Consider the following 20054-nt stretch of genomic DNA (forward strand, 5'->3'; position numbering starts at 1 on the left):
AATTAGAAGCCTGATCCGGCTGTCCGCTGTATCTTTTTATTTTTAAAGAAAAAATAAAAAGGATGCCGCTGCCATCCGGGCTGGGCGTGCTGTGCCTGTATGCTATCCCAAAGTCACCTTAACCTGCCGTATCCGTTTCTTGTCCACTGATTCGATTGTAAACAGGTAACTGCCGAACTGGATTTTCTGTCCCTTCTTGGGAAAATTCCCTAAAATCTCAAGGATTAACCCGGCCAGCGTCTCCGCTTCACCTTTGCGCTCTTCGAAAATGACCTCATCCACATCTACAATACGGTAGAAATCCTTAAGGTAAATTTTGCCTTCAAACAGGAAATTCCTGTCGTCAATCTGCGAGAAGTTGATATTCTCATCGTCAAACTCGTCGCTGATGTCCCCCACGATTTCCTCAATGATGTCTTCGAGCGATACCAATCCTGACGTACCTCCGTACTCGTCCACCACAATAGCGAGGTGGCTTTTCATACTCTGGAAATCCTTGAGCAAATTGTCAAGCTTCTTGTTTTCAGGCACAAAAAATGGTTTACGCAACAGTGTTGTCCAGTCAAAATCCACCGTGTCGATGTGCGGGATGATGTCCTTGACGAACAAAACGCCTTCTATCTGGTCAATATTGTCCCTGTAAACGGGAATCCTTGAAAATCCTTTTTCTGTAATTTTTCCGAGTACCTCGGCAAAACCCGCATCAATACTGAGTGCAAAAATATCAATTCTGGGACTCATCACCTGCTTTGTATCGGTATTTCCGAAAGAAACAATCCCTTCAAGTATTTTCTGCTCTTCGGTCGACGTTTCTTCAGACGAAGTCAGCTCGAGGGCCTGCGACAATTGGTCGACGGAAAAATTCGATTTCTGCCGCCCCAGTTTCTCCTGCATATACAGTGTCACTGAGCGCATGGGAAGGCTCACGGGCGAAAGCAGCCGGTCGAGCACGAAAACCGGCCGGGCAATCCACAATGCGAATTTCACATTATTGCGGTTCGCGTATACTTTGGGCAATACTTCCCCAAATAATAAGATCAGGAAGGTCACAAAAACTACCTCAACGGTAAATTTCAGCGCTTTGGATGCAATCGTGTCAAACAGGCTGTGCCCGATGTATGAAAACAGGATCACTACGCCAATATTGATGAAATTATTGGCGACGACCAGGGTAGCCAGTAATTTTTTTGGCTTTTCCAGAAGTGCTGCAATCAGGCGCGCCCGCACGGGATTTCTCGCGGACGCCTCTTCGAGGTCGTTCTGGGACAGGGAAAAAAAGGCAACTTCAGCACCGGAAACGATGGCTGTGCAGAACAGCAGGGCAAAAATGCCTGCAAAACCCAATAGGAGGTTGGTATCGAGATGTGCTAAACCGGGGGGTTCGGGGTCCAAATTCAGGTCAGTTAGTTAGACAATTAAAACGGCAGGTCGTTCTCCGGCGCTGCCTGCTGCTCATAGCCGGTGCTGCGGGATTCTCCCGGATGGTGACGGTTTACCTCTGATTCCTTTTTGGTGCTCAGGAAGGTAAAATCTACCGCCTGGATTTCAGTGGTATACTTGGTAGAACCGTCTTCGGCCTGCCATTGGCGCGATTTGATCCTGCCTTCAATGTAAATCTTATCGCCCTTGGAAAGGTACTTCTCGCACAATTCGGCCGCCTTGTTTCGCACTACGATATTGTGCCATTCGGTAGAGGTTACCTTCTCGCCGGTTTCCTTGTTGATGTAAGTTTCATTCGTAGCCAGCGGAAACCTGCCGATGCAGGAATCTGCCTTGAAGTAATGCATTTTCACCTCGTCACCGAGATGGCCTATGAGCATTACTTTATTCAGGGTCGAGTTCATGTAGCTTGGTATTTAAATCAAATATAACATTTTTAACTTACTCCGAAAAATCATTGTCTATAAAGTTGAAAATCACGATGGGGAACGGAAAGGTTTTCAGGGTGTCTCGGTCTATCCCATTTTCAAGCACACCCCGTATTGTCACTTTCAGGAACCTGATGTGCAGGTGCTGGTGGGTGAGTTTGTGGAGGATGCTGCCCGCGTGCATTTCGGAAATTGATACAATGGGTTTTCCAAACGGGTTTTCAGCGAGGATTTGTTCCGAAATGGCATCCAGCTGCGCTTCGGCATCGGTTTCTATGACCGGAAATTCGTACAGTCCGTGCCAGATGCCCTTGCCCGACCGTTTGACGATGAGCGTATCCTGACGCTCGTCTTCAGCGACCAGATAGTTGAAAAACCGGTTTTTCGCCTGTGCTTTCTTAGACTTTACCGGCAACCGGCTGACTTTGCCTTTTTGAAGCGCTGCACAACTGTGGTTCATGACACAGCTGCCGCAATCGGGATTTTTCGGGACACATTGCAGCGCGCCGAATTCCATGATGGCCTGATTGAAAATGGCAGGCTCGTCCTGTGGCATCAGTTCGAGGGCGAGTTTCCGGAATTCCTTCTTAGCATCTGCGGAAGCGATATCAAGGTCAATGTCAAAATACCGTGCCAACACCCTGAACACATTGCCATCGACAACCGGAACGGGTTCATTATAAGCGAATGAGGCGATGGCGCCGGCAGTGTACTCGCCTACGCCTTTCAGTTTAAGCAATCCGGCATAGTTTGCAGGGAATTTCCCATCCATCCCGAAAGCGATGGATTGGGCCGTCTGATGCAAATTCCTGGCGCGGGAGTAGTACCCGAGTCCCTGCCATAGCTTGAGCACCTGTTCCTCTGAGGCCTTCGCGAGATCGAAAACCGTCGGGAACGCTTCGGTAAATGCATAAAAATAGGGCATTCCCTGAGCGACCCGCGTCTGTTGCAGCATGATTTCAGAGAGCCAGATGTGATACGGATTTTGCGTATTTCTCCACGGCAGGTCGCGCTTGTGCTGTAAATACCATTGGATTAATAACTTAGAAAAATTCATAAATAAAATTTCGCAGGCAAAAATAAAGTTTATGTAATTAAATTTTAATCTTTTATGGTTGATTAATTGTTTTTTAAATTCATATATTTGCAACCTCAAAAAATATTACACATTCTAAATTAGAAAGAAAATGACGAAAGCAGATATCGTAGCGAAGATTTCAGAAAAGTTGGGTCTTGAAAAAGGAGACGTTCAGGCCACCGTTGAAACATTCATGGAAGAGGTAAAAAATTCACTTGAAACAGGCGATAATGTTTACCTGAGAGGTTTCGGAAGTTTTATCATCAAGACAAGGGCTGAGAAAACAGGACGCAACATTTCCAAAAACACTACAATTAAAATCCCTGCACACAATATTCCGGCATTCAAACCTGCTAAAGTGTTTGTAGAAGGAGTAAAAACAAACAACGAAGCAAAATAATTTTATTAATCACCAAAACGTCACATTATGCCAAGTGGTAAAAAGAGAAAAAGACATAAGGTAGCTACGCACAAAAGAAAAAAAAGAGCGAGAGCTAACCGCCACAAAAAGAAAAAGTAGTTTTAAACTACTTTTTTCTTTTTAAACGTTCATTGAAATCGAAGGGTTTAGAAAACAGGTGCCGGAGTCAGGAAGAAAGAATTTCCGGCCCGCGCCATAAACACTTCATCGAAAACATTTGTTCAATCATTTGGGCAAAAGGCTCAGGGTTCAAGGCATAGGTTTTTCCTGTACCCGGCACCCCGGCGCCTGCACCCAAATACTAAAATTTACAAGGTGAATAAAGAACTAATCATCAGATCCAGTTCTGACGCCGTGGATTTTGCCTTATTGAAGGATGGAAGACTGATTGAATTGCACAAGGAGGAGGAGAAAAGCGACTTTCAGGTGGGCGATATTTTCCTGGCGAAGATACGCAAGCCGGTTGCCGGGCTTAACGCAGCTTTTGTAAACGTAGGCTTTGAAAAAGATGCCTTTTTACATTATCACGATTTAGGGCCGAATTTGACTTCCCAATTAAAATTCATCAAGTTAGTCACGTCGGGTAAACTGAAGGATTTCACATTAAAGGGCTTCCAGTTCGAAAAAGAAATCAACAAAGACGGGGTGATCACGGAAGTGCTTACCACCAATCAGTCCATACTCGTACAGGTCGTCAAAGAACCTATTTCTACCAAGGGCCCAAGGATCAGCTCCGAGCTGTCCCTCGCCGGTAGGTTTATTGTTCTCGTTCCTTTTTCTGACCGGGTTTCGATATCACAAAAAATCGAATCCAAAGAAGAAAAAGACCGTCTTAAACGACTCGTACAATCCATCAGGCCAAAAGGTTTCGGTATCATAGTGCGTACCGTTGCCGAAGGACAAAAAGTCACGGAGATAGAAAAGGACCTGCAAACATTGCTCGGCAGATGGTCGGGAATGTGTAAAAAATTACCAACGGCCCATCATCCGTCCAAAGTGCTCGGCGAGCTCAACAAGGCTTCGTCGATCCTAAGGGACGTATTCAATGATACCTTCAGCGGTATCCATATTGATGATGAGGAGTTGTTTTACCAAACGAAGGATTATGTGCAGGAAATTGCCCCTTCAAAACAAGCTATTGTAAAGCATTATCAGTCTCGTGACACGCCTATTTTTGAAAAATACAACATAGAGCGGCAGATCAAGACCTCATTCGGCAAAACCGTGTCGATGGCCAAAGGCGCGTACCTCATCATTGAGCACACTGAAGCCCTGCATGTTATTGACGTCAACAGCGGAAACCGTTCCAATAAAGCCTCCAACCAGGAAGACACAGCCATGGAGGTGAATATGATTGCTGCCGCAGAGATCGCACGGCAATTGCGCCTACGCGATATGGGTGGCATCATTGTCATCGATTTTATCGATATGTCGAATCCCGAAAACCGCAAAATCCTTTTCGATTTCCTTCGTGAAGAGATGAGCGATGATAAAGCCAAACATAAGATATTGCCACCAAGCAAATTCGGCCTGGTGCAGATTACAAGACAACGGGTGAGGCCCGAAGTCAATATCAAGACGCGGGAAGAAAACCCCAACGGTGACGGGCAGATTGAAGCCCCGATCCTGATCATTGACAAGATTGCCTCGGATCTCGACAGGATATTGAAAATCCACAAGAAAGTGGTGCTCAACACGCACCCGTTTGTGGCCGCGTATTTGTCCAAGGGATTTCCATCAATGCGTTCAAGATGGTTTTTTGAACACAAAAAATGGATCAAAATCATCCCAAGAGACGCCTATACGTTTCTGGAATACCATTTCTTTGACCACACGGGAAAAGAAATACGCGAATAAAACAGAGAAACCGCCCTTCGAAAGATTGGCGGTTTTTTTATTGTGTGCCGAAAAGGAAGTTTTGCTATTTGGGGCAGTCAGTATCCATAAAAAAACCGCCTTCATTGTTGAAGACGGTTTTAAGCTTAAAAAAATCTAAAATCTCAAAATTAATGGGCAGCAGGATGACAGGCTAAATTACGGAGGTCCAGTCCTGTCATTCCCTTTGCCTAACTTTCTTTTATTTCACCATTAGCTTTTGCACTGCGGACTTATTTCCTGAAATGATCTTGACAAAATACAATCCCGCATGCAATTTCGAAATATCCAGTTTTGTTTCATTGCCGGTGATAGCACCTGAAGTATACAAAACCGATTTACCCTGCACGTCAAACACATTGATAGCCGTATCGCTGCTGACGTTTTCATTGAAACGGATCGTTACTGTCCCATGCGCCGGGTTAGGGTACAGTTCCAGACTTGCAAAATCAGTCTGCGCATTGCCCAGCACAGTCACCAGTTCCGTAGACACGGTGTTCGTCGCAATCGGCAGGTTAAAATCAAAATAAATATCGGCATCCGCTTCGATAATATCACCCAGTGCCAAAGTAGCTTCCGGTTTAACTTTGTACGTTACATATCCGTTACTTCCCGGTTCATCCACCATGCTGCCTGGCAGGTTGATATTGTCAAACCTGAAGATGATGTGGTTGCCGACGCGCTCTGACGTAAAGTTGTGCGTTGCCGCGACCGGCCTGAAGGTATTCCAGTCGAGCTTTTCATCAAGATCGGCTTCCAGCCTTACAAACGTGGCTTCCGCATTCCCTGTGTTCTGGAAATGGATTGTATAATCAAGGTCATTGGCCACCTGCGATTGCAGGATCTGACCGCCCTGATGTACCGTGATTTCGTTCGGATCATAAGAGTTTACGGCTACCTGGCTGAAATCAACTGTATTGTCTGCAGGATTTGCATCAGTATTCAACGTATCTATATTTGCGTTGAAGACCAACACATCCCCCAAATTTACAATAGGCGGAACCTTAACGGTAAACGAAATGTAGAACGCCTGATACTGTGATGGCGCAAGGCCACTAAAGGAGAAGTTAAGTGTATTGGCTGCCTGACTCGTTTCGGATGGATTTGCCGAAACGTAATCCAGCTTTGACAAATCGTATGAGAGCGATGCATTGCCGCTCAGGCTCACCGTGCCGGCATTGAATACGTACATCACGTAGGATACCGGGAAGCCGGGTCTCGCATTGCCCATCGGATAGAAATAAACGACCGCATCGTTGACGGGTTGTGCCGCCGTAAGACAAAAATCTGCGTTAAGGCTCATGTTGCTTCCTACCACATTTAATTCGTAGCCGCCGGGTACCGCAACATCATATTGTGCAGGCAAACCTGACGTACTCACATAGTTGTAGCCTTCCGGAACATTGTTGAATGTATAAGCACCTTCATTGTTGGTGTAAGCATAAGCGATGTCGTTATTGTGGATGGCCATTACCTGGATCCCGGAAACAGGCAGGTCATTTTCTGTACAGCCGTTGCCATCCTCGTCAAAGCGGATGACGCCTGAGATCACATTATCGGTACAGGCTTCACCGATAAGAATCAATGGTACAACAGATCCCGGACATATACCTGCCCCATTCTCAATCCTTACCCAAAGGAAGGTTTCAGGATCTGTAATCACGTAAGCACTCACGGCCGATGGCTCGACCGGATTTACCTGATTCTGCGCGTCTAACTCGTAATTATAAAATGTCAATGTGGCATTAGGATCCTCACCAATGACCAAAGTAGTCAGGTCAAAAGTAGCCATGCCATTTTCAAAACAGGAAGTCATCGGCTCTAAGAAGACAGCAGGCGTCCCAGGACTTACATTGATTTCGGCCGATACCGGCACACCGCAACTTGTTCCCGTCACTACACACTCATAAGTATGCGGAACATTCGATCCTTCTGCAGCAAACTCCGGACCGGTTACGCTGGGTACCAGCACACCGTCTACATACCAGACATAAGATTCTTCAAGCCCCGTTTGGACGACACTTACAACATATGGTGTGCCCGGGCAGATCTCTCCTGGATTTGGCGTGACGGTCATCTGTGGCATTTCATAGGACACCATAAAAAAGTTGCTGTTCGTAAAACACAGCCCGTTGGTCACTATAAATGAATAAATGCCTGGCTGTGTTGCAGTAATACTATTTTGTGTGGCTCCGGGTATCACCTCACCATCTTTGTACCATTCATACACGATGTTAAACCCTTCGGCGTCTGCAGTCAGCAGCAATGAACCGTTGGGGCAGATGATGTTATTTGATTCCGGCTGCGCTGCAATCACGGGTGGCTGAAGGATTGTTATCGTAAAACTTTGCTGCGACGAGCAGGTCCCGTTTTCGGCATATACATATAATGTAGTGCTGCTTGTAATGGCAACGCCGGGAGGTACTGTAGTACCCGTTCCGAACGGACCTGTGTAATATTGTCCGAATTGAAGCGGCGGAAGGGTATATTCGCCACACACCGTGACGTTTTCAGGCGAGGTTGGTGGTGCTGAAATGAGGTTTACGTTGAAGCTTTGCTGGCTCGAACAGAAACCATTTTCCGCATAGACATACACTACGGAACTTTGGGTAATAATTGGCTGCGTAATAGGAGCAGTATGGGCAGCGTCCCAGTAATAATCCGCCCCTGGCATCTGCAATGGAGGCAGGGCGTAAAAGTCACAGGTCGTGACATCCGGGAAAACCGGTAGTAGCGGAGTGGTGTTCCAGTTAACAGAGAACTGTGTGATGGCGTAGCTGTCATCCAAAGCACTGGTCACCCTGGCAAAAATCATCTGGCTGTTGCCGTTCGGAACAAACTGCGAAGCGTTTTGGATAAAATTAATATTATTCTCGGCGTCGGATCCGGTTAGAAAAAATCCCAGCATTACGGTCGTAGGATCCTGGTTTCCTATAATAGTCTGAACCTGTGACGTGAGATCGAAAACTTCATAATCGCATTGGTTCATATCATTTGGCTGATAAGCCTGAGCCTGCCCGAAACTATGAATACAACAAAGCAAAATAAATAGTGAAAAAAGTAATTTCTTTTTCATGCAATAAGGAATTGAGGTTAGTAAAATTGCCCCGGGTATGGGTAGTAACAGTCTTAAATCAATATACCCTACCCTTCGTTTCGATTTTTTTAAGAAATATTATCGTACAATAGTTATCTTCCTTCGGATTTCATTTCCGTTCTGATCGACAACGGTAATTTCGTGCATGCCGTCCGCAGGGGTCACCGGCATTTCATGGAAGGTTTTTGTCGTTCCGATAAAATTGCGGTCAAGATACCAGAAAATTTCTGATTCCCGTTCAGAATGCGCTACTTTAAGTATGACGGGCTGCACAATACTGTTGAAATCCTTCGTCAGGTAAATCTTCGCCGTGTTTTTCGGATAGATAAAATCCATGGTAGGGGTTTGCGCACCCGCACAGCCTTCCTTAAATGGCGGCAGCGGCCTGTAGTCGATGTGCTGGCTTTTATAATACCACTCCATCACCGGCGGCAGTACGAACCAGTTTTCTGTAACCATATTTTCGATCTGCTCACAACTCGTATTCACCCGAAATTGCCTTGTTTTATCCAAATGGACCAACTTATGATACGGACAGACTGTTGTAATCCTGCCTTTCAATGGCACCCATTGCGTGATTTGGGGACAGTCCGGTTGTGCCAGATGGCCGCTCAGCACGCATACCCGGGCTTCCTCAAGATCATTGAGCGGAGGCGAAAACCAATGCTGCCGCGGCAACAGGTTGAAGATATCAAAAAGTACCGGCGCCGCACTGGAAACGCCCGTAAGCGTCGGACGCCCCTCGCCTGACGCATTCCCAATCCATACCCCGACGACATAACGCGAATTGGTACCGATGGCCCATGCATCCCTGTTCCCGAAACTTGTGCCGGTCTTCCAGGCGATTTTCTGCGAACTGTCATAAAATTTCCAGGCTTCGTCCGCTTCAGGGCGGTTGACTTCCTCCATCGCATTGTAGGTGAGCCAGATGGCCCCAGCGCCCAATATGGTTTTCTGGAAGCTCTCTTTCCCGAAATCGGGTGAAAATCCCGAATCGTAGTTGAGCTCTGCGAATTCCTTGGTGCGGTATTTTCCCTGATGCGTGTTGAAATAATTGAGCGTGGACGTCATTCCGGCGTACGTTCGGCACAAATCCCAAAGGTTGCTTTCGGCGCCGCCGAGGATCAGCGACAACCCATAATGATCCGGCCTTTTGGAAATATCGCGAAGCCTGAAGTGCTGTAATTCCTCGTAAAATTTATTGACCCCGTAATCCTTGAGCATCAGCACCGCCGGAATGTTGAGCGAACGCGATAAGGCGCGGTGTGCCGGCACGGCGCCATCAAAAGTGAGGTTGAAGTTCTCCGGCTTATAACCCGAAATCTGTGTCGGTACATCGGCGACGAGCGTGTTTGGCAGCAGTTTGCCGTCGTCGAGCATGCCTGCGTAAAGCAAAGGCTTTAGGATGCTTCCCGTGCTTCGAGGTGCGCCGATGATGTCCACATCCTTCTGGTGCGCGGCATCGGTCGGGGCATTCCCTACATAGGAAATCACGCTGCGGTCTCTGGTATCGATAACCAATATCGCCAGGTTGTTGACGTCGTTCTGCCGGTACTGGTTGTAATAGTATTTGGCGATCTGGTTCACACGCTGCTGCAGATGCACATCAATTGTGGTCCTGACGCGCGCACCGGGCCGGGATTTCGCCACGCGCTGCAACAAATGGGGCGCGACCTGCGGAAGTGCGAACGGTTTCTGCGGAAGCGGCTCTGAAATCGCCAAGGCGTAGGTCTGCCCATCGATGACCTTTTCATTGCGGAGCTTCAGCAGCAGCCGGTCGCGCTTTTCCCTGAGCCGGAATTGGTTCTTCCCCGGATAAATCAGGCTGGGTGCGTTGGGCAACACGGCCAAAGTCGCGCTTTCAGCCCAGGAAAGTTGCTCAGAAGGCACACCGAAGTACCGCCAGGAGGCCATTTCCAATCCGACGACATTACCGCCGAAAGGCGCGTGAGCGGCATACATATCCAGGATTTCTGTTTTGGAACAACGCCATTCAAGCCTTGTCGAGAGAATCAATTCAACCGCCTTTTCAAAATACGTGCGCTTTTTGTTTTTCCGCGAAAGCCGGACGACCTGCTGCGTCAGGGTACTGCCCCCGCGCACCACTTTACCGGCCTTACGGTTCTGGACAAATGCCTTGTACATTGAGACGGGGTTGAATCCGGGATGGTAATAGAACTTTTCGTCTTCAAAATACACTACGCATTTCCTGAACTTCTCTGGAACCGAATCCTGCGCCGGAAAACGCCATTGCCCGTCGGCAGCGATTTTAGCGCCAAGCAATTCTCCTTCGGCGCTTTCGATGACAGTAGCATACGGTGCGCTGAACAGCGTCTGCGGAAGCGAAAAATAATACCAAACAACCAACACCAGCGCTATACCCGACCTGATCCGGTTGCGCCGGACCCAGGCAGCCCGGGCCCTCATAAAGCGGATGATTTTTTCCTTCATCTATTTCACCACTTCGACCCAAGAACCTTTTGTACGGGCCATGAAAGTATTGTCATACATGGCTTCACACTGCAATCCGGGCAGGTAATACACCCCAAGGTAAGATGCGTTGAGCAGGATCCGGAATGTCCTGGTCTCGTTGGCCTTGAGCCCAAAATAGAAATTCGTCCTGTCGTCGCGGATATCAGTATAATCCGCGGGATTCGAAGTAGCGTCGCCGAAATCGGTGAAGCGCGTATTGACAATCTCAAAACCTGAAGGGATGATTTGCGACAATGCCACATTGGCTACGTATTCATTGCGCCTGTTCGTAACCGTAACCTCCGCAATGAATTCGGTTCCCTGTGCGATTTTCGTGATGTTAACGACCGCGCCTTTACGGCCTTTGAATACCATAGCTGCCGTGACATCGTGCTGCTCCGCAAGTTCCCTGCCTACCGGGAGGATGCCGGAATTGAGGACGCGAACAAACAAGGTGTTGCTCTTGTTGTTCTTTATACTGATGCCGTTGGCACCCATTTTTACTGCGAGTTTTCGGTTTGCAATCGCCTTGGAGGTTTTTACAGTTTGTGATTTTCCGTCCTGCGTAATGACGATGTCCATGCCGCTTCCACCGTTCGCGGCCGCAAATTTAGACATGGCATAGAGGCCGTAAGCAGTGGTCTGCGTACTCATCCATTGTGGCGCTGAAAGGTTCTTAGCCAGTTTTGTGGCCATGACAAACGCTTTCTCCTTCTGCCCCAACAATACCAACGTTTCCAATGCCATCGCCCGGTTGCGTTCCGCCGACCCATAATAATAATAGCGGTATGGACTGTCTTCGTCATCAATCTTGCTTTTTGCCAGAAGCGACTGCCCTGCCGCCATTTGACCCGCCAGCGCGTAGGCCGCTGCGAGCCGCAGTTTGCTTTCATTTGAAATACCCGCGGTTTCACGCAGCCTGTTCATCGATGCCAGATCGGCGGAACCGGCCAGCGCCAGTGTATACAGGCGGTATGCCTGAGCCAGATCATTTCCCCATTGCGGATTGTAGCGCCACGCCTTGGATTCCTTCCTCTGGTAGTCAAGCCATTTGTTTTTAAAGCTGATTGGCAATACGTAGCCTTTCTTTTCGGCTTCAATCAGGAAATGACCCGCGTAGGAACTTCCCCAATCATCGGCCGGACCGCTTCCCGGCCAGTAAGAGAAGCCACCCCCGGGTTGCTGAAACCCGCTAAGCCTGCTGATGCCCGCTTTGACGTTCCGCTGGATTGACTGCAGTTTTGCCGCATCGATGTCGACAACATCGTTCAGGTAGAGTTGCGGAAAGACTGCCGAGGTCGTCTGCTCCACACATCCGTGCGGGTATTCGATCAGGTATTGCAACCTGCGGCTGAAGTCAATTGTAGGCACTGAAGAGATTTCAACCTGGGCGCGGTTGCTGCCCGCCACCCCGAATGTAGCCCAGGAAATCGCGTTGGAACTGCCGGGTTTCAGGATGATATCCTTAATTGTATTGGTGACCGGATTGGGATTCATCACGTCGATCTCTACCTCATAAACCGATATTTCTTTACCGGATGTTGCCGTGACGGTGAGTTTGCCTATACCCGTTGCGCTTCCTGCTTCGAGCCTGAAATAGGCTAGTTTTTCATCAGGTTGCGTGAAGGCCATCGCCTGACTGTTGCTACCGACGATGCGCAACGCACTGTTTACGCTGATTTTTACCGAAACGTTCTTGACGTGTTTTTCCATAGCAAAGACCGTCACGGGAACCGTTACTTTTTCCGACGGCGTAATTTTCCTGGGCATCGAAGCCAGGACCATGAGCGGGCTGCGCACCGGCGTCGCCTTCTCGGTGCTGCCGTAAGCGCTGGTGGCTGCATCGCCGGCCACGACCATCGTGCGTACAGAACCTATATATTTTGGCAAGACGATTTTGTGGGTTTTGGTTTCGCCCTTCCCTAAAGTGAAAGGACCATAATACATGACGACAGGCTTAAAGCGGTTTGCTTTTTTGGCTTTACCGCCCCCGAGTTCCTGGTCGCCACCGATGCTGAAGATTTGGTTCACTTTTCCGCCGTAAGCCCCAATCACGTCGTCATAAATGTCCCAGGTTTTAACGCCAAGCGCCTCCCTGGTGTAAAAATTGTCCCAGGCGTTCGGGGTCTTAAAGCGTGTAAGGTCCAGCAATCCCTCGTCAACGATTGCTACAGTGTAGGTCATCGCACGGCCGGTTTTTTCACTCACCTTTAGGCTGAAAGGCTGCTGGGGCTTCAACACGTCTGGCATCGTGATTCTCGGTTCGAGGATGGTATTTTTGTCGACCACCTCAATGGGTACTATGCCGTACATCCTGATGGGCGAATCGTTTTTAGTAGATGCGTGCGGTTGCAGCAGCGTAATGTTCAGGTAAACGTTCGGAGCCATGGCCGACGTGATCGGAACGTCAATGATGGTTTCGCCTTTTTTGGTTTGGGCCCAATAGGTCTGGACGACCTTCGATCCGCTTTCGACCGAAATCAGCGCGCGCCCACCGGCACTTGACGGAAAGGACACTTTTGCGGTTTCGCCGACAGCATATTTTTTCTTATCGGTGGAAAAGACGAGCATATTCGCGGTCGTGGCATCAGTATTGCGGGTTTTGCCGGACCACATCGGGTAGTCAATCAGCACGGTTTCTGCGGAGGCGTGCCCGTCTGTCGGATCAATGGCACGGATCAGGTAACGGCCCCAATCCTCATCAGGAACGGCAAATTGTACGAAGCCCTTCCCGTTTGCATCGGTACTGATGGTAAAATTCCTGTAGGCCGTGGTTGCATTAGACGAATTGAAATTCGAATAGTTGTCTTCTGACGCGTCCCACCACCAGCGCCATTCAGTGCGCATGACGCTTATCTGTAGGTTTTTAACCGGTTTTGGCCTGCCCTTTTCATCAACGGTAACGAAGTCAAAACGGTTCATCGCACGGGTTTCGAGCATGCCGTATTTTGTAGGCGTCGGGGTTTTGATTCCGACGTAGGTTTTGTACGGAGAGTAGGTCGTGCTCATGACATCGGTGCTGACGTCGCCGCCTTCCTCGTATACTTTCGTAATGAATGCCGCTTTCAGCATGCCCGGTGCCTGTCCGGCCAACTGCGGACTGATGGTCGTCTTCGCATGGCCCGCAGCGTCTGTCTTTCCTGAAAATACATTGATTTCCTCTGTGCCGAACTTCCGCACCAAATCATCAAAGGAATATTTTTCATACCCTTTGAAGGTGGTGCCCTGCTGAGAGAATTTTGCCTGCATCTCCACCTTCAGGTTTTTTGCGACAGCACCGTGCAACCAGGTCACGTCCAGGTTTACGTTGTTTGGTGTGGTCGCGGTAAGCACCGGACTGTCAAAAGTTGCCTTAATACGAAGGCGGTTCGGTTTTATGGTTTCAATTTTGATGTTTTTGTAGAAACGGGCACCGCCTACGCTGACCATGGCTTCCCAACTTCCGGTGGGCGCATCCGGACTTGTGGGAACTACAAAAACGTAGTGGTTCAGGTCATTTGATTTTTTCACGTCCTGAAACGTAATCTTACCGCGCGGATCGGTCAGGCGCAATTTAATCGGGTGCGATTTCGGGAGTTTGTTTGCAGCATCATTGAGCAGAAAGCCCAGATACAGGTTGTCGCCGGGACGCCATACGCCGCGTTCGCCGTAGATGTATCCTTTTAAGCCTTTCTGCAACGTCTCGCCTGACACATCAAAATTACTCACAGACAATGAGTTGCCGTCGTCGAGCTTTACGTAGGTCGACTGGTTGCCTTTGCTGACGATGGCAAAATAGGCAAACTTATCCTTTATGAACCCGACGGTACCGTCAGCATCGGTTTTGGCCTCCCCGATCTTCTGCTGCTGGAAGTTGTAAATCGCCACGTTCGCATCGCAAACGGGCTCGGTGGTGACGATATTGTTGACTGCAAAAAAGTAGGATTTGTTGTTGCCGCGCTTTGCAATCACGCCCAGGTCAGTCGCCAATACATTGGTCACCACCCTTGTATTGTAATAGTATGAGCCTGAGCAGGGATCCTGTTCCTCACGCCATTCGTAATCGTCATAATAATAATCATCGTAATAGTTGTCGCTGTAATTGACGTCATTCTCGTCAATCTCCTCCTCGTCCTGTTCCGGCTCCTCGACATTTTGCGTCTCTGCGCCTTCGCAATCGTACAATACATATTTCTTCCGGAAGGAGAACTCGACGCGGTAAATCGCTCCCGGCTCCGGCGTGATGATTTTGGATAAATCCAATGCATACGTATTCCATTTGGCGAGGTTTGCGATATTGCTCCCTTTTAAATTCAGCACCGTTTTGGCAACAGGCTGGGCGACCCGTTTGAGGTCCTGCCCGCCGTTCAGGTCGTTGTACTGCAGGAACTGCAGGATGTTATTTTTGAAGATCTTGTATACTTTTACATCGACTGCGCTCAGGTTTACGGCTTCAAAATTGAGTTTCAGATTGTTTGAACTGGGCATGATGGTGCCGTTTTTCGTAAAACGTACGTTAGGTTTGATTTGTTCAAATGAAACTTTCGTGGCAAAATTATCCTTGAGCCTGTAACCCTCCTCACTTTGGATCCCCTGAAAAACTTCGAGCAACAGATTTCCTTTGAGCGGCTCATCAAAAAACACCTTCAGTACATTGCCTTCGGTGGCATACGTCATGTTTCCGGCACTCTCCACCGCTACAAGTCCGTCAAATACCTGCCCGCGCTGCAGTGCATCCGAGAAGTTAACCAGCAGCGTCTGGTTTTCACCGTCGGGCACTTCGACGTTCATAATCTTGAAGTGGTCGCGGCCTGCAATCGGGTAATTGATCACGCCTTTTTGCTTGATATCGAAATCGTTGCCGTCGTACTTGATCTGGATATCGCTATCCTGGTCGAAGCGCTGGATGCTGTCAACCATGAATTTGAATTCGGTTTTGGTGCTGAGCTCCTTGTCAATTTTTACATTGAGTTTTTTGCCTTTCTGTTCCGCCGTAAGGATTTTGGCGACCGTGGCGGCATCCATTTCATCTGCGGATTTGAAGACACCATTCAGGTATTGGTATTGTTTGCTGTAGGATTGGATGTCGTTGGTCGACACGATAAAATCCTGCCTGATCGCTTTGACGGTAAATTTAAAATCCTCAAGATTTTTAGGGGTTTCTATGAGTTTTGAAAGATGGAAAGTAATATGATACTCGGTATCCTGCTCGAGTTTCTTATCGGGAATGAACGCAATCGTATTGGCGGAAAGTGCAACTACCTTACCATCGACACTGGGTGAAATGTCAAACAAATCGCTGTCCAGCGGCCCGGGTTTGAGCTGTTTTTTTTCAAAAGCCAGCACGACGCGAAGGTCGCTTCCAGCCGGGATAATGCCCGAGGTAAAATCAGTGAGGTACTCTTTAAACTGTGAAAAATCGGAATTGAAATCGGCCGCGGATTTCTTCGTACAAGCCTGGAAAATTACAAATACAAGGAAGACTAAAACCAAATTTTTCGGTTTCATTTTATAAAGAGTTAAGGGTTACAAGGAACGTCTCAGAAACACAGGTTACACATCCCCGATATTTGCGATAACTGCTATGAGATGGGATTATTGTAGTAAATGTATCATATTTTTTTGGAAAGGCAAGCGTATTATTACGCAGCGCCGTTGAGGCACTTATAGCCCTCGCGTGGTTGACTGCCGCAACAATCTGTCCCCTTTGGAGCGCGCGATATACCCAGGCGTTGAACGTAAAAGTTACTTCCTGCGCTCTGCAAAGAAACGGCGGATCAACTCGCCCGCCTCGCCGGCCATCACGCCGGAAACCACTTCGGTTTTAGGATGGAGCCTGCCGCCCATGGTCCGGTATCCGCGGTGGTCGTCGTCCGCGCCGTAGACGATTTTAGAAATCTGGCTCCAGTATAACGCGCCCGCACACATTTGGCAGGGTTCCAGTGTGACGTACAGTGTGCAGCCCTTAAGGTATTTTCCGCCAAGGAAATTTGCCGCAGCGGTGACCGATTGCATTTCAGCATGGGCAGTAACGTCATGCAGCATCTCGGTGAGGTTGTGGCTGCGCGCAATGATCTTATTGTCAACAACAATCACCGCGCCCACCGGAATTTCCCCTTTCCCATAAGCCGCTTCGGCTTCCTGCAGCGCCTTCCGCATAAAATACTCATCTGTAAAAGGGTTTTCCATGAGCGTAAATGTAGCATTTTTTGTTCAGTTGTCCGGGCATGTGCAAGCACCATTGCGGCAGTACCGATTCCGCATATGCTTGTCTGGGGAACCTAATTGGAAGTGGTACTGTCCGCTTTATCATCTAAAAACCGTAAATTTGTGCTTATTCCCAATTATGGCAAACGGTTTACTAGCGTCTATCGATACCCCTGAAGACCTTCGCAAACTCGGCGAGGATCAACTGCCGCTGCTTGCGCAGGAGCTTCGTGATTTCATCATAGACATCGTCTCCCGTAATGAAGGGCATCTCGGCGCCAGTCTGGGCGTAATAGAACTGACCATCGCGCTGCATTATGTATTCAACACACCCGATGACTCGCTTATTTGGGATGTCGGGCATCAGGCTTACGGCCATAAAATACTGACGGGGCGTAGGGAGGCCTTTGGGAGTAACCGCAGGCTTGGCGGCATTTCAGGGTTTCCTAAACGCAGTGAGAGCATCTTCGACAGTTTTGGCACAGGCCATTCATCGACGGCAATATCCGCTGCACTGGGTATGGCCCTGGCAGCGAACCTGAACGGCGATACCGAAAAACAACACATTGCGGTTGTCGGGGATGCCTCGATTGCAAGCGGCATGGCTTTCGAAGGACTCAATCATGCAGGCGTGACCGATGCCAATATTTTAGTCATCCTGAACGACAATGCCATCGGGATTGACCCAAGCGTGGGTGCACTCAAACAGTACCTGACTGCAGTCAAAGAGGGCCGCAACCATAAGGGAAACAACATGATCAAATCGCTAAATTTTGATTATACCGGTCCTGTCGATGGCCATAATGTCCGGGCGCTCGTGGCTGAACTCCGCCGACTGCAATGCATCAAAGGACCGAAATTCCTTCATGTGATTACCACCAAGGGTAAGGGCATGCCGCTTGCCGAAGAAAACCAGGTGAAATATCATGCGCCGGGAAAATTCGACAAGTTTACGGGAAAAATCCTTCCGAATGAAGAAGCGGGGCTGCCTCCGAAATTTCAGGATGTGTTCGGGTTAACGGTGCTGGACCTTGCACGGAAAAACGAAAAAATTGTAGGGATTACGCCCGCCATGCCTTCCGGCAGTTCCATGAAATACATGATGGACCTATTTCCCGATCGCGCGATTGATGTAGGTATTGCCGAACAACACGCCGTGACGCTGGCCGGGGGCATGGCGACGCAGGGCATGGTTGTTTTCTGCAATATTTATTCGACCTTCATGCAGCGCGCCTACGACCAACTGATCCATGATGTGGCGTTGCAAGACCTTCCCGTAATCTTCTGCCTCGACCGCGCGGGCCTGGTAGGCGAAGACGGCGCAACACACCACGGCATATTTGATATTGCCTACCTGAGGTGCATCCCTAATATGATCATCTATGCGCCCTTAAACGAGCTGGCGCTGCAAAACATCCTCTACACCGCGCAACTTGGGCTTGACCATCCGATTGCGATACGCTACCCACGCGGCCGCGGCACTATGGCCCAATGGCAGCAGGATCATGCGGGACGCTATGAAGCCATTGAAGTCGGCAAAGCCTATTGTCTCAGGGAAGGGCGTTCAGTAGCGGTGCTGTCTGCGGGCAGCATCGGCGAAAATGTCCGCGCGGCCCTTGCCGTTGTGGAAGATCCGGAACGCTTTGGCTGGTATGATTTCGGATTCATCAAGCCGATGGACGAAACGATGCTGCACCACATTTTCGAAAAATATGAACGCATCATTACGGTCGAAGAAGGTGTTGTACGCGGTGGCTTTGGCAGCGCAGTCGCGGAATTCGCCGTCATGCACCGATACCACAATACTATAGAGCTGCTGGGGGTTCCCGATGCGTTTATTGAGCAGGGCACCGTAGCCGAATTGCACACGCTGTGCGGGATCGATGTACCGGGGATTGTAGAGGCGTTACGTAAAGCTGCGATTTAGGGACAACCGCGGCACGATGCCATCTCCTCACATACAGATTTCCCAGCGAGCCAATCACGATATCGATATCGTAAAAATCGCATTTAAAAGGCGCCCTTTTTCATCCTATTTTCCGATTTTTGCACGCGATAAAAAACGATCGCGACATGAAACCTTTCCGATTTTTACTATGGCTTTACGTTTTCAGTATGGGCGCATCCGCGCAGACCAAAGACACCATCATTACCATCCAGAAACAAATCGTCATCAAGGTACCGGACTCGTTATCGCCGTGGCAGCGCAAAAATACGATTGGGTTTGACCTGAGCGAGATTGCGTTCGTGAACTGGAGCGCCGGTGGGACGAGCTCTGTGTCGGGTCTGCTCAAGGGCAATTTCACACGGATTTATACGAAAGGCAATTTTAAATGGGGTAATGAAATGATCCTGCGCTATGGCGTCAACAAGCAGGATGGCATTGAACTGCGGAAGACAGACGATGCGTTCCAATTTACCTCAACGGCGGGCTATCGCAGGGATTCGGTGTCAAACTGGTACCACTCGGCGAAGTTCAGCTTCAATACCCAGTTTACCAATGGATACAATTACCCCAATACAGAGGTTGCCATCTCGAAACCGCTGGCACCGGCATACACCTTCCTGGGGGTGGGCGCGGAATATTCGAACAAGGAAAAGAAAATCAACTTATACATCTCGCCGCTGACTTTGAAAAACACGATGGTACTGGACCAACGGCTCGCGGATCAGGGCGCTTTTGGCGTGGAAAAAGCGGTTTACGATGCAGTGAGCGGCGAACTGATCAGGCGTGGCAGGCAGATGAAGACAGAACTGGGCTTCCTGTTTACGAGCCATTTCAAGCGCGAAATTTTCAGGAATATCACCTTCGAGCACCGACTCAATTTGTATTCGGACTATATCAATAAATTCGGGAATATCGACGTAGACTGGCAGGCACAGCTTGATTTGGTCGTGAACCAGTATGTGAAGGCCAACATCGGTTTTAACCTGATTTATGACGATGACATCAAGGCAAAGGAGGAACAGGACGGCGGGCAAATTACCGTCGGGCCGAAAGTGCAGCTGAAACAGGTCTTAGGGATTGGCCTGGTGTATAATTTTTAAGTTGGCGAC

Annotated in this window: 11 protein-coding genes; 4 read left to right on the forward strand and 7 right to left on the reverse strand. The window is 48.9% G+C overall.

From position 1 onward, the window contains the following. Nucleotides 1-102: 102 nt before the first annotated feature. From HYN48_RS02580 to mutY, 3 genes are read right to left on the reverse strand one after another with little or no spacing between them, the layout of a single operon-like run. Nucleotides 103-1392, reverse strand: coding sequence for a gliding motility-associated protein GldE (locus HYN48_RS02580; protein WP_108369647.1), 1290 nt, complete (start codon nt 1390-1392; stop codon nt 103-105). A 23-nt stretch (nt 1393-1415) separates the two neighbouring features. Beyond that, complete coding sequence (locus HYN48_RS02585) at nt 1416-1844, reverse strand: single-stranded DNA-binding protein (RefSeq protein ID WP_108369648.1); 429 nt, start codon at nt 1842-1844, stop codon at nt 1416-1418. 37 nt (nt 1845-1881) lie between these two features. Further along, nucleotides 1882-2925 carry an A/G-specific adenine glycosylase gene (gene mutY, locus HYN48_RS02590; RefSeq protein WP_108373295.1) on the reverse strand — a complete coding sequence of 348 codons (1044 nt, stop codon included), beginning with the start codon at nt 2923-2925 and terminating at the stop codon, nt 1882-1884. A 130-nt stretch (nt 2926-3055) separates the two neighbouring features. On the opposite strand from mutY, the gene HYN48_RS02595 reads away from it, so the two are divergent. Both HYN48_RS02595 and HYN48_RS02600 read left to right on the forward strand, forming a co-directional pair. Beyond that, nucleotides 3056-3346, forward strand: coding sequence for an HU family DNA-binding protein (locus HYN48_RS02595; protein ID WP_108369649.1), 291 nt, complete (start codon nt 3056-3058; stop codon nt 3344-3346). 336 nt (nt 3347-3682) lie between these two features. Then, entirely contained in the window at nt 3683-5224 is a 1542-nt protein-coding gene (locus HYN48_RS02600; protein WP_108369650.1) for an Rne/Rng family ribonuclease, read from the forward strand. A 220-nt stretch (nt 5225-5444) separates the two neighbouring features. Here the strand turns inward: HYN48_RS02600 and HYN48_RS02605 are convergent, their stop codons facing one another. The 4 genes from HYN48_RS02605 to HYN48_RS02620 form a co-directional block, all read right to left on the reverse strand. Further along, nucleotides 5445-8318, reverse strand: a complete 2874-nt coding sequence (locus tag HYN48_RS02605) for a T9SS type A sorting domain-containing protein (RefSeq protein ID WP_108369651.1) — start codon at nt 8316-8318, stop codon at nt 5445-5447. A gap of 99 nt (nt 8319-8417) precedes the next feature. Next, a complete protein-coding gene (gene pbpC, locus HYN48_RS02610; RefSeq protein ID WP_108369652.1) occupies nt 8418-10790 on the reverse strand; it encodes a penicillin-binding protein 1C in 2373 nt (790 codons plus the stop codon). After that, a complete protein-coding gene (locus HYN48_RS02615; RefSeq protein ID WP_108369653.1) occupies nt 10791-16298 on the reverse strand; it encodes an alpha-2-macroglobulin family protein in 5508 nt (1835 codons plus the stop codon). A 237-nt stretch (nt 16299-16535) separates the two neighbouring features. Next, nucleotides 16536-16979 carry a nucleoside deaminase gene (locus HYN48_RS02620; protein ID WP_108369654.1) on the reverse strand — a complete coding sequence of 148 codons (444 nt, stop codon included), beginning with the start codon at nt 16977-16979 and terminating at the stop codon, nt 16536-16538. Nucleotides 16980-17136: 157 nt separating this feature from the next. On the opposite strand from HYN48_RS02620, the gene HYN48_RS02625 reads away from it, so the two are divergent. Together HYN48_RS02625 and HYN48_RS02630 are read left to right on the forward strand one after the other, a co-directional pair. Further along, nucleotides 17137-18924: a 1-deoxy-D-xylulose-5-phosphate synthase gene (locus HYN48_RS02625; protein ID WP_108369655.1), complete on the forward strand. Its 1788-nt coding sequence runs from the start codon at nt 17137-17139 to the stop codon at nt 18922-18924. 146 nt (nt 18925-19070) lie between these two features. After that, complete coding sequence (locus HYN48_RS02630; RefSeq protein ID WP_108369656.1) at nt 19071-20045, forward strand: DUF3078 domain-containing protein; 975 nt, start codon at nt 19071-19073, stop codon at nt 20043-20045. The last annotated feature ends 9 nt before the right edge of the window (nt 20046-20054 follow it).

This window comes from Flavobacterium magnum (genome assembly GCF_003055625.1).
GTDB classification, from domain to species: Bacteria; Bacteroidota; Bacteroidia; order Flavobacteriales; family Flavobacteriaceae; genus Flavobacterium; species Flavobacterium magnum.

What these genes read in the sequence shown, in the direction of transcription:
- HYN48_RS02585 (WP_108369648.1), bottom strand. Translation starts at nt 1,844, where the DNA reads ATGAACTCGACCCTGAATAAAGTAATGCTCATAGGCCATCTCGGTGAC.
- mutY (WP_108373295.1), bottom strand. Translation starts at nt 2,925, where the DNA reads ATGAATTTTTCTAAGTTATTAATCCAATGGTATTTACAGCACAAGCGC.
- HYN48_RS02595 (WP_108369649.1), top strand. Translation starts at nt 3,056, where the DNA reads ATGACGAAAGCAGATATCGTAGCGAAGATTTCAGAAAAGTTGGGTCTT.
- HYN48_RS02605 (WP_108369651.1), bottom strand. Translation starts at nt 8,318, where the DNA reads ATGAAAAAGAAATTACTTTTTTCACTATTTATTTTGCTTTGTTGTATT.
- pbpC (WP_108369652.1), bottom strand. Translation starts at nt 10,790, where the DNA reads ATGAAGGAAAAAATCATCCGCTTTATGAGGGCCCGGGCTGCCTGGGTC.
- HYN48_RS02615 (WP_108369653.1), bottom strand. Translation starts at nt 16,298, where the DNA reads ATGAAACCGAAAAATTTGGTTTTAGTCTTCCTTGTATTTGTAATTTTC.
- HYN48_RS02620 (WP_108369654.1), bottom strand. Translation starts at nt 16,979, where the DNA reads ATGGAAAACCCTTTTACAGATGAGTATTTTATGCGGAAGGCGCTGCAG.
- HYN48_RS02625 (WP_108369655.1), top strand. Translation starts at nt 17,137, where the DNA reads ATGGCAAACGGTTTACTAGCGTCTATCGATACCCCTGAAGACCTTCGC.
- HYN48_RS02630 (WP_108369656.1), top strand. Translation starts at nt 19,071, where the DNA reads ATGAAACCTTTCCGATTTTTACTATGGCTTTACGTTTTCAGTATGGGC.